This is a genomic window from Clostridium sp. UMB9555A (assembly GCF_030222355.1).
GTDB classification, from domain to species: domain Bacteria; phylum Bacillota; class Clostridia; order Clostridiales; family Clostridiaceae; genus Sarcina; species Sarcina perfringens.
The window spans coordinates 442,429-457,704 of record NZ_JASORQ010000002.1; the positions used below are offsets into that span (position 1 = coordinate 442,429).

Genomic DNA, 15,276 nt, shown 5'->3' on the forward strand with positions numbered 1-15,276 from the left:
CCTCGCCATTTAACCTTTAACAGCTCCTGTTGTAACTCCACCTATTATGTATTTTTGCATAAATACATAGAATACCATAAGAGGTGCAACTCCTAGCATTAACATTGGGAAAAGTGCTGTCCAGTCAGTTGAGAATTGCCCTATATTTCTAGATACTTCTTGTAAAATAACTCCATTTTCTCTACTTTGTAAAAATAATAAAGGTGTTAAGAATTCATTCCAAACATTTAAAGTTACTATTATAACTACAGTTGAAATAACTGGTTTTAAAAGTGGTAATATAACTCTAAAAAACTTTTTTAATACTCCGCATCCATCAATATCTGCAGCTTCCTCTAACTCCATTGGAATAGTAGCTTCTATAAATTCTTTAAATAAAAATATTGCTTGAGGTGTGTTTATGGCTACGTTTACTAATATTACAGCAAAGGCACTATTCATAAGATGTAAACTCTTTACTATTTTATATAAGCTTACTATATTCATTTGGAATGGAACTATTAATCCTGCAAGGAAAAGTAAAAACATACGATTTCCAAGTTTAGTTTTTGTTCTAGCTAAAGCATATCCAGCCATAGATCCAAAAACAACAATCAATATAACCGCTGTGGCAGTTATAAACACTGTATTTCCAAAAGCTCTTGGAAAACTCATCTGTTTCCACGCATTAGAATAATTTTCAAAAATCCAAGTCTTAGGAATTCCTAATGGACTAGCGGTTGCTTCTTGAGGAGATTTAAAAGTTGTTACTATAAGATAATAAATTGGTATAAACCATATAGCAGCTAATAGAATCATTGCTAATTCTAATCCCCATAGTTTTTTGTCTTTTTTCTTAATTCCACTACTTTTCACTTTATTCATCATGATATAGACTCACTCCATTTCCCCATTAATTTCGTTGTTATTCCACTTATTACAAGAACTATAATAAAGAATAATACTCCAAAGGCTGCCCCTGTACTATAGAATCCATCTGAAATACCTTTTTTCATCATAACAGTCATAACTGTTTCAGTAGCATTTCCTGGTCCTCCTGAAGTCATTGAATATATGATATCGAAAACTTTCATACCACCTATAAGTCCTGTAACAACTATTATTTTTACTGATGGACACATTAATGGAAGTGTTACATGAAAGAATTGTTTTAAACTTCCAGCTCCATCAATACTTGCAGCTTCATATAATTCTTTAGGTATTGATTGTAAATTTGCTAAGAATATAACCATTGCCCACCCTGTCCATTGCCAAGCTTGAGTAAAAATTACAGAAAATAAAGCTTTATTTGTTGTGAAGAAATTTATTGTGTCTAATCCTAAAGAATGTAATATATTATTTACTAAACCATAATCTGATGATGAAAGTATAAAATTCCATAAGTAACCTATTATTAATGAGCTGAATACTGCTGGAAAGAAAAATACAGCTCTTAATAAATTACGGCTTTTTAATTTTTTATCTAATAATACTGCTAAAGGTAATGCCAAAACTGTTTGTAACCCTGTAAGAGCTATAGCATATATTACTGAGTTCTTAATACCAGTCATCATTACTGGTGTTGAAAATACCTTAGCGTAATTTTCAAATCCAACAAAACTTAAATTAATAGGATTTATATCTGTATAATTAGTAAAACTATAAAATATTGTGTATAAAAATGGTACAATACTAAATATTAAGTAAATTGCTAAAGCTGGTAATACAAAAACATAAAAGTATTTCCCTAAAGTTCCCGGCGTTCTTCTTTTCTTTTTAACTAATTCCATGTAGTCTCCTCCTTTAAAATGCTAGACAAGTTTTTTAAAATTGCTCATAACCCTAAATAAATTAGAATTATGAGCAAAAAAGTTAATTTTATTTGTTTATAAGTTCACTTGCAGCAGAATCTACATTAGATAAAGTGGTTTTTAGATCTTGGTTTCCAAGTAAGTAATTCTGCATTTGTTTACCGTAATCTACATGTGCTGATCCTGCATCTCCCCATTCATTCCAAGGGCAATAAATATGACCTGCATTTATAGCTTTTTCAGCTCCCTTAAAGGCTTTTGGAAGAGTGAATGAAGTTCCAGTTAAGTAAGAAGATCCTCCTTGATTGTTTTCCCATAAAGCTTTTTGTCCTTCTTCTGTAGATATAGCTTTTAATACTTCCATTGCTGCATCTTTATTTTTAGATTTTGAGTTTACTGCAAATCCACATCCAGGTCCACCTATTAACCATCCATCGCTAGGTTTTGTTCCGTAAAATGGCATCATATTAAGTTTTAAATCAGGATTTTTTGACATAATTGCTTCTAAGTCCCATGGTCCTGAACAATACATTGCAGCTTTTCCAGTAGCAAACTCCTCTAAAGCTTGATCGTGGTCTATTCCAGTCATATCTTTAGTGTATATTCCATCCTTTATCATTTCTGACCATTTATCTAAGTACATATTCCATGTACCATCTAACTTAACTTTTCCTTCTCTATACTCTTGTCCAAAGTTTTTACCAGCATCTGTTGATAAATACTCTGCTGTTACAAAGGCCATAGAATTCTTTAATAAAGGTTCCCATGATTTTAATCCTGCTGCTAAAGGTTTTATTCCTAAGCTTTGGAATTTCTTACAAACTTCAATGTATTCATCAAAGTTCTTAGGTATTTGAATATTATTTTCTTCAAATAATTTTTCGTTATAATATATTCCTTCAAACCAACTTATTCCTGGTAAAGCATATACATTATTATCGTACTTATAAACATTAGTACCTGAATCTGAATACTTCTTAGCCAAATCGTTTACATTTTCTAGATATCCTAATTTAGCATGTTTTAAAGCTGATGCTGGAGATTCACAAATTATATCTGGACCCTCTTCAGCTGATAATTGAGTATCTACTATTGTGTTATAGTTTGAGTTATCAATAAATTGATACTCTATTTCCACATTTGGTAGTTTTTCAGATAAATACTTTAACATATCTTTCATTGTATCTTCATTATTCCAGTTAGTCATACGAAGCTTTACTTTACCACCATCTTTTGCTTGAGTAGAATCAGTTTTGTCACCACATCCTACCATTGCAGTTGCTCCAATCATCATACATAGAATTGCACTTAGAATTTTTTTTCTCATATCTCTTCCCCCTTTAATTTATCCACCCTTTAATGATGTCATAGCTTATAAATTATTAAGTTCCTCTTATGATTAAATTATAAAATCATTTAATTTATTAATAAATAATACATTTTTTCGAAACATTGTACAATTTTACGTTATTTTTTATTAATAAAAAAATGCTGTATCAAAATAACTTTTAATAAAACTTAAAGCCTTATAAAGAGAATTTTAGTGATTTTCTCAGTATGCTTCTATGTTTTATCTCTCAACTTTGATACAGCACCTTAGTGTATTTTTAATTTAATTTGCTATTTATTTTAGGAAGCCTTAGTGCAATGCATATATAATTATTTTCAACTAAAGAACACTCTAAATTACACTCTATACCATAATATAGTTCTATTCTTTCTTTTACATTATATATACCATATCCTTTTCCTGGCTTATTTAACATCTCCTCTATACTATTAATATCATTATTATTGTTGCTACTATTATAAATTTTAAAGATTAAAGAATCTTCATCCTCCTGAAACTCAACTATAATCTTTCCTCTTTCTTTTCCTTCATTACAATCAATTCCATGCTTAATAGCATTTTCAACTATAGGTTGTAGAATAAAATTTAACATATTATTTTTTAATCCCTTTTCATCTATTCTATATTCAACATCAAAACTATATGAATGTGCTATTTTTTGAATTTCAATATAGGATTTTATATTATCAATTTCACTTTTAACATCTGTTATATCTTGTCCATTATTTAAACTAGTTCTATAAAATTTAGCTAGATACCCTGTTATATCACTTATATCATCATTTCCTTCTCTAATTGCTTTCCACTTTATAGTAGATAAACTGTTATATAAGAAATGTGGGTTTATCATAGCTTGTAATGCTTTAAGCTCAGTTGCTTTCTTTTCAAGTTCAATTTTATAAACTTTATTTATCATATCGTTTAAGTCCCTTGTCATATGTCCAAAGCTATTTGTAACAATTCCTATTTCATCAGTATCCTCTGTAAAAATAGGATTATTGAAATTCCCTTTTGAAACATCTTCAGCCTTATCCTTAAGCAATAATATTCTTCTACTTAAGGCTTTAGATAATATATTTATTAATATAACTACTGCAATTAAACAAAAAATTACTATTAATAAAGTTGAACCTATTATAGGGATTAATTCCTCTGTTATTTTCTTTTTATCTAAATAATAAAACACCTTCCAATTTGAAGCATCAATATTATTTTCACATATTAAATACCCCTTTTCTTTCAAATTAGCTCTAGATTTTATATTTAATATATTTTCTAAAACTAATTCATTTATTTTACTATTTTTCATCAGCTTTTTAAAAACTATATTTCCACTATTATCTTTAATAATAATTCCATTATCTAAGAAATCCATATTTTCTAAAGGCTCTGTTATAATACTCATAAACAATTCAATTCTAAGTACACCTATAACTTTACTATTAGTTGCAGTGTCTAATATGCTTCTAGTTATAAATAATTTTCCATCCTCATAACTCCAAAAGGGCTTAAAACTCTTTTCACTTTTTTTATACCATTCCTCACCCTCTACAAAATTACTTGGCTTTAAAAAGGATCCTATCTCTCCACTTACATTAGGAGTATATATATTTATTTCCTTTATGTAATCATCGCTGGTTATAAAATACCAAAATATAGGCTCTACAGTATCATTTAAGGTTTGTGCTATTGATATATTATCATTAGGCTTATTTTCTATAACCTTTCTAAAGTTTAAGTTATAAGCAAGATATTTTGCATACCCTTCTTCCTTTTTTAATTTAAAGTCTATCTCATCAGCAATTCTAAGACTATTATTTTCCATTGTCTTCTCAGTTTGTATTAATAAATTTTTTCTTGATTCACTAAAACTATAAACTCCTAAAACTATTATTGGTATAGATACAGATATGCTAAAACTAATAATTAACTTTTTCCTTATAGATGCTTTTCCTAAAAACCACTTTATTATTTTTTCAATCATACATAACCTCACTTACCTTAACTATTCTTACGTTTAAATTGATTTGGAGTTACTCCAAAATAATTCTTAAATATACGGTTAAAGTATGATTGATTTTCATATCCACAAGCCTTACCAACTTGTACAATTTTCATATTACCTTCTTCTAAAAACTCCTTAGCCTTATTCATTCTAAAATCAGTTATATATTTAACTATGTTTGAGCCTGTTTCTTTCTTAAAAACATAGCTTAAATAGGTTGGCGTAAAATTAACCTTATCTGCAATATAATCTAAACTAAGTTCACTGCTATATTCATTTTTTATTATCTTTATCACTTTGTTAGCTATACTTTTTTCGTCTAAAATATCATTATCACATTCCTTTGCAATATCCTTTATAATAGATTCAAAAGCTACTTTTAAGGTTTCACTTGAGTTACATTTTAATATCTTTTCTATAAATCTCTTTTTCACTTCACCATTATATATATCAAAGGCTTTGCAAAGTTTTTCTATTAGATCATAAAAAAGGTGATGTATGTATATAGTACTAAGTGAACCTGATTCTAACATGTATTCTATAAGCTTATTTATGTAAAATTCAATATCATTTAAATTTCTTTCATTTATAGAGTTTTTAAGATTTTCCTTTACATTCTCTATTTCAAGTGTGTATAAATCATTAGTTTTATCCTTATTAACCCTAATAATCCTTGATTCAAAATCATAAATATTTTCCTTTATATTATTTAATCCCTTTACCTCATCATAAATTTTTTCAATTCCACAAAATACATTGCTAATAAAAAAAGAAGAGTTTTCATTAGCTAATAATTTAATTTCTTTAGCTAATTTAGAACAAACTTCATCTAAAAAATCATCTTTTATTTTTAAATTACTATAAAGTAATAAATATGATTCATTAGGATAAAAATTTATATATTCATATGGAATTTTTAAATATGTATTTAAGAGGTTAAAGAAAATCTCCTCCCTCTCCTCAAAGAAATTATCCCTTGTTTCTATGTTTATAAGTACTAAATATTTATCTTCTAGCTGTATATTGTATACGTTTAACTTTTCATTAATACCATTTTGATTGTTGTGATTAGCTAATAGCTTATAAAGTAAAATCTTCTTACTTGATTCCATAAGTAATTCTTTTTCTTTCTCTTCTTCCTTTCTTTTTATGCAGCTTTTTATTACCTCTTCCATAACTCTTTTAAATTCATCCACCTCAATAGGTTTAAGTAAATAATCAACTACTTTTGCCTCTAAGGCTTTTTTAGCATAGTCAAATTCACTATATGCACTAAAAATTATTATTCTAATTTTAGGATCATACTTAAAGGTTTCCTTTGCTAATTCTAGTCCATCCATGAAAGGCATCTTTACATCTGTAAAAAGAATATCTATATGATTTTTCTTTATGTATTCTAAAGCTTCTTTTCCATTTACAGCTTTAGCTATATTTAAAGGAAATTCATATCTTTTTATAAGAAATTCAATTCCTTCACGTTCTGTAGCCTCATCATCTACTAATAGTATTTTTAACATATCTTCTCCCCCTTTTATACTTAAAAACTTCTTTAACTTTACATAATTATTAATATATAAAATTAATTACTAATTCTACTTTAATATAATGTATAATAAAAATTCAATAATAGTTAAAAATTTTTCTTTATAATAGATTTGTTAATACCTAAATTTAACATAATTATTAAGAGGAATTTTAATGCATAGTTATTTTATATAATTTTATTGTAAAAATAATACTTTTTATCATACTAAGAAAAATATAGTAAAGATATTCAAACTTATTTAAGGAAGTGAATTACTTGAAAACACAAAATAGGAATTACTTAATTGATAATAGTAAAGGCCTTTTAATATTTTTAGTGGTCTTAGGACACAGTTTAGAATTTATTAGAAAAGATTATGAAGTGGCAAGACTTTTATATGTATTCATATATGAATTTCATATGCCTGTATTTGTTTTTATTTCAGGATATCTTTCAAAAAATGTAGAAAAAGGACGTAGAAATGCCGTAAGAAATTTTCTCACTCCCTTTTTACTATTCAATATAATATGGAATTTAATCACATTAGTAGGTCCCTTATTTTTAAGAGGTGAATTTACTGAACTTCCTAGTGAACAAGCATTTTCCTTCTTCACTCCTGGTTGGGCACTATGGTATATATTTGCAATGTTTTTATGGAAAATCCTTTTACCTGATCTTTTAAAGTTTAAAAATATTTTTATTCTTAGTATTATTGCAGGTATTTTTGTAAAACTCTCTGGTGAATTTGGCTCTTATATGGCACTTTCTAGAACCATTACCTTTGCTCCATTTTTCTTAGCTGGTTATTATTCTAGTGAGGAAAAATTAAAAAGATTTAGGAAGTTTACAAGATTTAATATTCTAAACAAGGTTCCTTCAATATTAATTCTAATTATTGGAGTTTTAATAGCCTTAATTTTTGTTAACTATTCAAATATTGCAGATGAATTTTTCTGGGCAGATAGGTCCTATAGTAATTTTAATATAGAAATATTCACTGGAATCTTGCTTTATATTGCAGTTTATATAATTGGATTTGCTTTTGTATATGTCTTTATAAACTTAATGCCAGAAAATCAAACATTCCTATCAAAAATAGGTAAAAATACTCTTTCAGTTTATTTTTTACATACTTATTTTATAGGTAGTATTTTAGGATTAACAAGCTTAATATCAAGTAATTCTGGAAAATTGCTTGTACTAATAGTAGGCTCTCTAATAGTAACATTTATTCTCTCTAGGGATGGTGTAGATAGAATTTTTAATAAATTTTTAGATAAATTTAACAGACTATTATTTATAAAAGAATAGAAGATGTATAAAAATATAATAAATAAAACTTACAAACAGTATGAAGAGAAATCTAGTAATTCTCGGAATATGTTTGTAAGTTTTATAAAAAGTTATTTCGATACCATTACCTTATAATCCTTATTAAAAAGCTTAATTGGAGTTATATTTAGTCCAAAAATCTATAATTCAACTTATTTCCATTTACATAATCATATGAAATACTTTTTTTCCCAATGTACCCTTCTACGAATAAATCTCATTTCTTAGTACTTTCTATAGATAATACTGAAATCAATTTCAACTTTATTTGTTCAAGGTTCTCCTTTTGTTCCTTTGTTCTTACTCTTCCATCTAAACTCTTTGTAAGCAATACTGCATCTGAATAGTTTTTATTCTCTATAAACTTTTCTAGTTTCTCCATATCGCTTTTTATATCTTTATCATATTCAGATTTTTCATCTATATTTTTCTTTAAGGCATCTACACATTGCTTAAAATTTGGAAAATCGTTATACTTCTCCCCAACATTTTGAATTTTAACTTCAGCTTTTCTTATCTTTCCCTCTTCTAAAGACTTACTTGCTTCTAAATAATTTTCAATCATATCTTTTAGTTCTTTTGCCTCTTTATTTTTAGAATTTTGGTCTAAAGCTAACTCTAAAGACACAACTGCCTTTTCATATTGCCCTTCATTAATAAGTTCTTTTCCCTTATCTAGTGCTTTATTAGAACTACTACTACACGCAATAAGATTTAATGTTAAAATTGTAATTAATACGCCTAACATTAAAGCCTTAATATTTCTCTTCACCTAATTACCTCCTGTCAACTAATATATATTATTTTAATTTAGCTTAGTAAAATAATTTGAGCAAAATTATAATCCTATAAAAAATCCTATATTTCTATAAATTTTTCAATTTCCTTTTTATCCCAAATAAATAGTATCATATTTTGAACAATAAGTAAATATTCTTAACTTACAAAAATAATAATGAATAATTAGTAAAAATTTTAAATACACAAACCACTACTAATTAAAACCTAGCAAAATCAAAGGGAGTAATTCAATATGATCGAATTACTCCCTAAATATGTAACATTGCTCTATTTTATTTTATAACATCTTACAATTTCATATTAACTTTATGTAAGAATTTAATTTTGACATTTGGATTTCATTTTTAATTTTATAGACTCCATACTTCCTTTCAACCATTTCCCCTCCAAGCTTTCTAACATGCCATTGTATGTTCATCCTATCTTCTAAACCTTCTAACTCTTCATATTCATCACTTTTTATTTTAAGATAACATTCTCTAATAACCTTACAAAACTCTCTTGGTATTTTTACATCTCTCATGGCTCTAACTATTCCTTCTTTTCCTTCAACCAAAAGGATTTCAAAAGTATAATCTAAATCCTCTGATAAAAAAAAGTCATCAGAAGCAAAATTTAAATCCACTGGAAAAGCACTGCATTCCAAAACTCCATCTATAGTTAAAGTAAATCCTATAAAATCTCTTGAAAGCCCAAATTCCTTTTTTGGATAAATCTGAAATCCAAGCTCTAGCTTTCCGTAGTTAATAGCAAAATGCTCTTCTTGTGTTGAATTATCCCATCTTAATAATAGGTTAAATTCATCTTTATTTTGAAGAACCATTGCACTATCTCCCTTAATATCCATATAGGTCTTATCCCCTATACCAACAATAACCCCCTCATCTTCATAACATGCCTCTTCTTCGCTCTTTTTAAGCTCATCTCTAGCATTATTAATAGTACTTAAGAAAAGTTCATCTTCGAATTCATCTGTTTTAATAAGTTCTCTGACGAAATCTCTAACATCACTAAGCTTCTCATTCATCATAAAAACCTCCCCATTTATTACATGTTATATCAAATCCATTATATACCAAAATCTTTTTTTGGTACAGACAATGAAAAAGACCATATCAAAGCATTTATTTAATCATAAACCTTTCACAAGATATAAGTATTTATAATTAAATCACTTTTGATATAGTCTAATATAATTATATTTTTAATCTTTAATGTATTTATCTAAATTAGATTCTTCTGGTTCATCTGTAAACTTATATAGGCTAAAACTTTCTTCTACCTGCTTTGATGTTATTCCATCAAAAAGTATAGCATCAAGGTTTTCTAAGTCTTCTAGAGCAACTTCTCTATTATAATCTTCCCTTGTAATTTTTAAATAATACTCCCTAATAATCTTACAAAGCTCCCTTGGAAATCTAATATGTCTCATAGCTCTTACTATATGCTTTTCATCTATAGCAATTATATTTAAAGCGTAATTCATTTTCTCAGAAAATTCAAAACCTTCAGGAGTAAAATTAAAGTCTAGCCTCATATCACTATAATCAACAGCATCCTTTATTGATAAGGTAAATCCAACAAAATCATAATTAATATCAAAGTCTTCTCTCTTAAAAAGTTGAAATCCAAAATCAACCTTTCCTTTACTTACGCCTCTAAAACTCTTCTTAGCTTCACTTGGAAACCTTAAAATAACTAGGAGACTATCCTTATCCGTCAAAAGGCTAACCATGTCTTCCGAAAGATCTATAGAAAGCTTGCTGCCAACCTCTAAATAACACTCTCCATCTTCATCATTAGATTCTAGTTCCTGAAGGTTGTCCTTTCCTAAAACCTGATACAAATAGTTTTTAAATTCAATATCAAATTCATTTTCCATCCCTTAAGTCGTCTCCTTTATTTTTAAATAACCTTCAACTATTATATATCAACAACATTATAGTTACAAACCATATTTTAACCATTTTTAATTCTAAAAAGACTTTAAAAATAGCAGAGACACCATATACCATAATAATTAATTAAGTTCTTCTAAATAACTAAGTATTACTTTATCTTATCCCTAAGCTTTAAAAGTACCTCTCTTATTTCCTTAACCTCTTCATGGGTAAAATTTTCAAATACACTATCAAAACTATTATTTATATCACATCTAAAAGTTTTTGCAAAGTCTACTCCTTTTTTAGAAAAAACTATATATGTATTTCTCTTATCCTTTTCATCCTTAAACTTCTCCACATACCCCATATTTTCAAGTCTTGACACTATTCCTGACACAGTTCCCTTAGCTAAGGACATTTCATCACAAAGTTCCTTAACTGTAACCTTCCCCTTATGAGCTATAAGTTTAATAACTGTTATTTGTTGGTGAGTAAGTCCACTTTCTTTAAGCCCTTCACTTACTTTTCCCATTGTATTTGAATAAATTTCTTTTATTAACATAGCTATTTCAAATGAATCATAATTCATATAAGTCCCTCTTTTCTAAAAAAATAAATTTCAAATTATATTTCTCCAAGATCTAAGTCCTATGAAAAATATATAAAAGATTCTAAATATAAAATTAATGGTACATAAAGTCTTCTAAACTCTATGCACCATTTAATATCTTTATACTAAATTAGCTAATTTTATATTTTACTTTTAAATTATCAAAAGTGAAGAATCCCACAAAGAAATATACGCCAGCCATAAATAAGGCTGCTCCTAATCCCATATAAAAATCTCCTAAATAAACTGGATTAAATATTCCTAAGTTTCTAACTGAAATTCCAAAGAAAATCATAAATCCCATTATAAGATAACTCTTAAAGTCAAAGAAAGAAAATACACAATGTTTATCGAGTTTACTATTTACTATTCTTGTTGTATGTTTCTTAAACATTTTACTAAATATAAATTTAAAAAATACAAAGAATATAACTGCTGCAAAAATGATTGTTATAATTAAGTTTCCGTGATGTGACATAACATCTCCAAAACCTAAAGTAAATACTCTAAATCCTGCAAATCCCCATACTAATCCTGCTATAAAAAGTAAAATTCTCTTACTAACTCTTGGAGTAAATTTTTTAATTCCGTCCATAATTTTCATCTCCTACAAAATAATTTTATTTTATTAGATGCAACCCACCTTAAAATGGTTCGCATGAAAACTCTTTGTTCCTATGCAAATTATTTTACTCCTAATAATAATTATTGTCAAACAAAAGTTTTTACTTATTTTATTCTTTATTTATGCAGATCACTCACTGAAATTAAGGGTACTAAAATTTTATTACTTAAATTTTAATCTCTTTCATAAGACTCTTATTAACCCCCAAATTATCCTTTCAAATATTTAGTATAAAAGATTTTTTTAAGGGAAACATAAGGGTGTATCCTTATAGAAGTTAAGACTTCATTTTTGTGATTGATGTTCATCACCTCCTAAAAGTCTTAATTTCTCAAATTTTCTATATGCCTTTTTAAATTAAAGATGGCTATACCTTATATTTCCCCCTTCTAAGAAACTTCAGGTATAGCCATCTATTTTTATTTAATATTATTTCTTATAATTTTAAAAGATGTAAAAGCAAAAATCACAAAGCCTACAAAGGATAAAATAGAACTTAATAAAAGAATTATATCTCCTATTATAGTTAATCCAATAAAGCTAAAAATTTCTACACCTCTTTGAAACATCTCTGTTTGAAGTAACACAAGCATAAAGGATCCTAATGCTACTAGAATCAACTTAATATTTTTATTTTCCATTTGATAAAATCCTTCCCTATATTTCACCTTACTTACTTTTTCCCTATTTTCCACTTGAAATATTTATTTACAAAAATCAAAAATATAACTAATAAGATACTCATTATAAAAGGCTCTAAACCCTCATACAACCTAATAAAAGTATTCAACTAAAAAACTCCTCCTTAAATTTATAAAGCCTAAACAGCAATATTTTTAAATCTTATTATTCCTAATAAGATTTAAAAGCATATTTCCCCTAAAATAAACTTTAATCTTTTATACTTTTTAATTAAGTATATTAGGGTGAATACTTCATAAACAATGGTCCTAAACGTACTTCTGTAGAAATATCATCATTTTCACTATTCATTTTTACATATTTAATAATTTTATATCCTAACCCACAATATTCTTTAGAACCTCCATCTTTATAAGCAGCAATTTCTACTGAAAAGATTGGGTTTTCATTAGTTTTTATCATATAATAGTCAGTAGACATTAATATAGCCCATATAATTACTATTGTGGTTATACTTATAATAATTTTTTTCATATCATAATATCCCCAATTTAATTATTTTATCCATTGCTTATACTTCTGAGTTTTGTATCATAGAAACTAATTACCAACTTAAAATATTTTGTGTTGCTATTTTTTGATATTCATTGCAACATATAAGCTTACAATCATCTCCCCCAAAATGTTCAGAAAAATAAAGTCTTTCCTCTTCTAGTTCTTCTATTTTATCAATATTTCCTTTAAGATAAGCTTTTATTCTATACATAACAGAATCGCATCTTGCCATAACTCCACCAAGTCTAATATCTATAACTTCAAAGCCTTGTCCTTTGCATTCCTTATACCATAGATCCCTAAAACTCTTATGAAAACTCTTTAACTTTTCTTGTATTTCTGGAATAAAGTTATATGCTATAAGCCTTAATGCATCATTATCCTTTTCTAGATAAGCTTTTCTTATTTCTAATCCTATTTCACTTTTAACTGAAAGGTAAGCAGCAAGTTTAGAATACATAGTAAACATTAATTTAAACCTCTCACTTTTCTCTCCTATTTCCTCATATTTTTTAGAAAGATTAATATAATGTTCTTCTAAGTCTAACCCCTCTAAATGCTTATCAAAGGCTCCTAAAAGCAAATCTTGGTAAGCTATATATTTTGAAGGATTACAAACCTCCATATTAGGAATTTTAACTGATGGAACAAGATCTAACTCTTCTAAAGAAGTAAAGTCCTCCATGCTAAGCCCTGTTAAAGATTTGCATCTTTCATCTATCCATTCTTTCTCTACCTTATGATAATATCCATGCTCTGCAAATAATATAAGGCCTACTATTATTGAATATATTGGCGTTTCTGACCCATCATCTCCCCAGGCCGTTGCAAAGACTTCCTTTATTCCTTTAGCCTTACATTGATTTAAGGCAGCATTTGTTGTTTTAAAGGTCTTTGAATAGTTTGGAGCAAATCCACTCCACCTCCAGCATCCTCCTGCAAAGATAATATTATTATTAAAGTTATCTCTAATATCTAAAAGCTTTTTATATTTTTCTTCATTAGAATTATAATAATCCCAATAAACTAAAGAAACTTCTTCTGGAATATTATTTGCTATTTCAGGAGTTATAACTATATCTAAATCATAATATCCACCATCTGGAGCTCCACATCTTAAAAACATATCATCCCAAATCATTGGCTTAAAATCATATTTTTTTGCTATTTCATTAACCTTATTTAAATGCTCTACCATAAGCTTTTGGTGAGGAACATGTCCATGTTTAGTTAAATAATAGCCTCTTCCTAAATCAAAGGCCTCATCCATACCTATATGAATATTTTTACTTCTAAAGCACTCTCTTAAGGAAGAAATCATTGCCTCTATAAACTTATAAGTCTTTTCCTCTCCTACTAAAAGTACATCTTGGGTGTCTTTCATCCCTTCCCCATAAGGCCATCTTAAAGTTTGTTTTAAGTGAGCTAAAGTTTGAATGCAAGGTACAACCTCTATACCTAAAGAGTATCCATAATTATCAATTTCTCTTAACTCCTCTTTGCTATATCTTCCTCTCATATAACCAAAGTATGGATAACCATCAATCTCATAAGTGTCTTCAGTATAAAGCATACACCTATTATGTCCCATTAAGGCCATATACCCTAATATCTTTTTAATCTCAGAAACTCTATAAACAGCATTTCTTGAAGCATCTATCATTGCTCCTACTGAATCAATATAAGTTTTTTCACTTTTCCTAAAACTCTCCTCTCCCTTTTTAAGAAATTGAAGATATAAACTAAATGCTCTAAAAAAGTGATGTTTTTTCTTATATCTTATTTCATTATTTTTTCCTCTAAGGACTTCTATTACATTTTCTGATTCTTCAGGAAGCCTAGAAACATTTATAATTTCTAGATTTTCATTCTTACTTCCCTTCTCATTATAAAGCTGAAAATCAATTAGTTCTTCTAATCCCTTGACAGCTTCTAACATTTCCTCATTTAATCCAACTAATTTAACTCTCATCTTTATTCCCCTCTCATACTAAAAATAGGCGTTTCCTATATAATTCCACATTAAAATCAAATATCCTACTAAAAAGATTATTTTATGATAAATAAAAATAAATTGTTATAAAAATGAACTTTTTGTTGACTAAATTCAAACTTGCATATATAATCTAATTGAAATTGATTATCAATAACAGAAAG

Annotated in this window: 14 protein-coding genes; 1 reads left to right on the top strand and 13 read right to left on the bottom strand. The window is 27.4% G+C overall.

The annotated features are described in order from the left end of the window. Nucleotides 1-9: 9 nt before the first annotated feature. The 5 genes from QP548_RS07285 to QP548_RS07305 all read right to left on the bottom strand — a co-directional run bounded on the left by QP548_RS07285 (nucleotide 10) and on the right by QP548_RS07305 (nucleotide 6,663). Entirely contained in the window at nucleotides 10-867 is an 858-nt protein-coding gene (locus tag QP548_RS07285; RefSeq protein WP_061427339.1) for a carbohydrate ABC transporter permease, read from the bottom strand. Further along, nucleotides 864-1,769 carry a carbohydrate ABC transporter permease gene (locus QP548_RS07290; protein ID WP_003451894.1) on the bottom strand — a complete coding sequence of 302 codons (906 nt, stop codon included), beginning with the start codon at nucleotides 1,767-1,769 and terminating at the stop codon, nucleotides 864-866. The genes QP548_RS07285 and QP548_RS07290 overlap by 4 nt, the downstream gene beginning before the upstream one ends. A gap of 88 nt (nucleotides 1,770-1,857) precedes the next feature. Next, nucleotides 1,858-3,117, bottom strand: a complete 1,260-nt coding sequence (locus QP548_RS07295) for an ABC transporter substrate-binding protein (protein ID WP_061427337.1) — start codon at nucleotides 3,115-3,117, stop codon at nucleotides 1,858-1,860. A 280-nt stretch (nucleotides 3,118-3,397) separates the two neighbouring features. Next, nucleotides 3,398-5,125, bottom strand: coding sequence for a sensor histidine kinase (locus tag QP548_RS07300; RefSeq protein WP_061427335.1), 1,728 nt, complete (start codon nucleotides 5,123-5,125; stop codon nucleotides 3,398-3,400). Between the two features lie 17 nt (nucleotides 5,126-5,142). Beyond that, nucleotides 5,143-6,663, bottom strand: a complete 1,521-nt coding sequence (locus tag QP548_RS07305; RefSeq protein WP_061427334.1) for a response regulator transcription factor — start codon at nucleotides 6,661-6,663, stop codon at nucleotides 5,143-5,145. A gap of 284 nt (nucleotides 6,664-6,947) precedes the next feature. Between QP548_RS07305 and QP548_RS07310 the strand changes: the two genes are divergently transcribed. Further along, entirely contained in the window at nucleotides 6,948-7,982 is a 1,035-nt protein-coding gene (locus QP548_RS07310) for an acyltransferase family protein (protein WP_061427332.1), read from the top strand. A 238-nt stretch (nucleotides 7,983-8,220) separates the two neighbouring features. Here the strand turns inward: QP548_RS07310 and QP548_RS07315 are convergent, their stop codons facing one another. From QP548_RS07315 to QP548_RS07350, 8 genes are all read right to left on the bottom strand, one after another. Next, on the bottom strand, nucleotides 8,221-8,775 hold the full coding sequence (locus QP548_RS07315) for a hypothetical protein (RefSeq protein WP_061427330.1): 555 nt from the start codon (nucleotides 8,773-8,775) through the stop codon (nucleotides 8,221-8,223). 324 nt (nucleotides 8,776-9,099) lie between these two features. Continuing rightward, the gene (locus QP548_RS07320) at nucleotides 9,100-9,831 is read right to left on the bottom strand and encodes a hypothetical protein (RefSeq protein WP_061427328.1); all 732 of its coding nucleotides are present in this window, start codon (nucleotides 9,829-9,831) and stop codon (nucleotides 9,100-9,102) included. Between the two features lie 177 nt (nucleotides 9,832-10,008). Continuing rightward, nucleotides 10,009-10,686: a hypothetical protein gene (locus QP548_RS07325; protein ID WP_003451821.1), complete on the bottom strand. Its 678-nt coding sequence runs from the start codon at nucleotides 10,684-10,686 to the stop codon at nucleotides 10,009-10,011. Between the two features lie 167 nt (nucleotides 10,687-10,853). Next, complete coding sequence (locus tag QP548_RS07330; protein ID WP_061427326.1) at nucleotides 10,854-11,276, bottom strand: MarR family winged helix-turn-helix transcriptional regulator; 423 nt, start codon at nucleotides 11,274-11,276, stop codon at nucleotides 10,854-10,856. 151 nt (nucleotides 11,277-11,427) lie between these two features. Beyond that, nucleotides 11,428-11,892, bottom strand: a complete 465-nt coding sequence (locus tag QP548_RS07335) for a hypothetical protein (RefSeq protein ID WP_003451945.1) — start codon at nucleotides 11,890-11,892, stop codon at nucleotides 11,428-11,430. Between the two features lie 449 nt (nucleotides 11,893-12,341). Continuing rightward, nucleotides 12,342-12,563: a hypothetical protein gene (locus QP548_RS07340; protein WP_061427324.1), complete on the bottom strand. Its 222-nt coding sequence runs from the start codon at nucleotides 12,561-12,563 to the stop codon at nucleotides 12,342-12,344. Nucleotides 12,564-12,843: 280 nt separating this feature from the next. Continuing rightward, nucleotides 12,844-13,098 (bottom strand): hypothetical protein, encoded by a 255-nt coding sequence (locus tag QP548_RS07345; protein ID WP_061427321.1) that lies wholly within the window; start codon nucleotides 13,096-13,098, stop codon nucleotides 12,844-12,846. A 70-nt stretch (nucleotides 13,099-13,168) separates the two neighbouring features. Continuing rightward, nucleotides 13,169-15,091 carry a beta-N-acetylhexosaminidase gene (locus QP548_RS07350; RefSeq protein WP_061427319.1) on the bottom strand — a complete coding sequence of 641 codons (1,923 nt, stop codon included), beginning with the start codon at nucleotides 15,089-15,091 and terminating at the stop codon, nucleotides 13,169-13,171. Nucleotides 15,092-15,276: the final 185 nt, after the last annotated feature.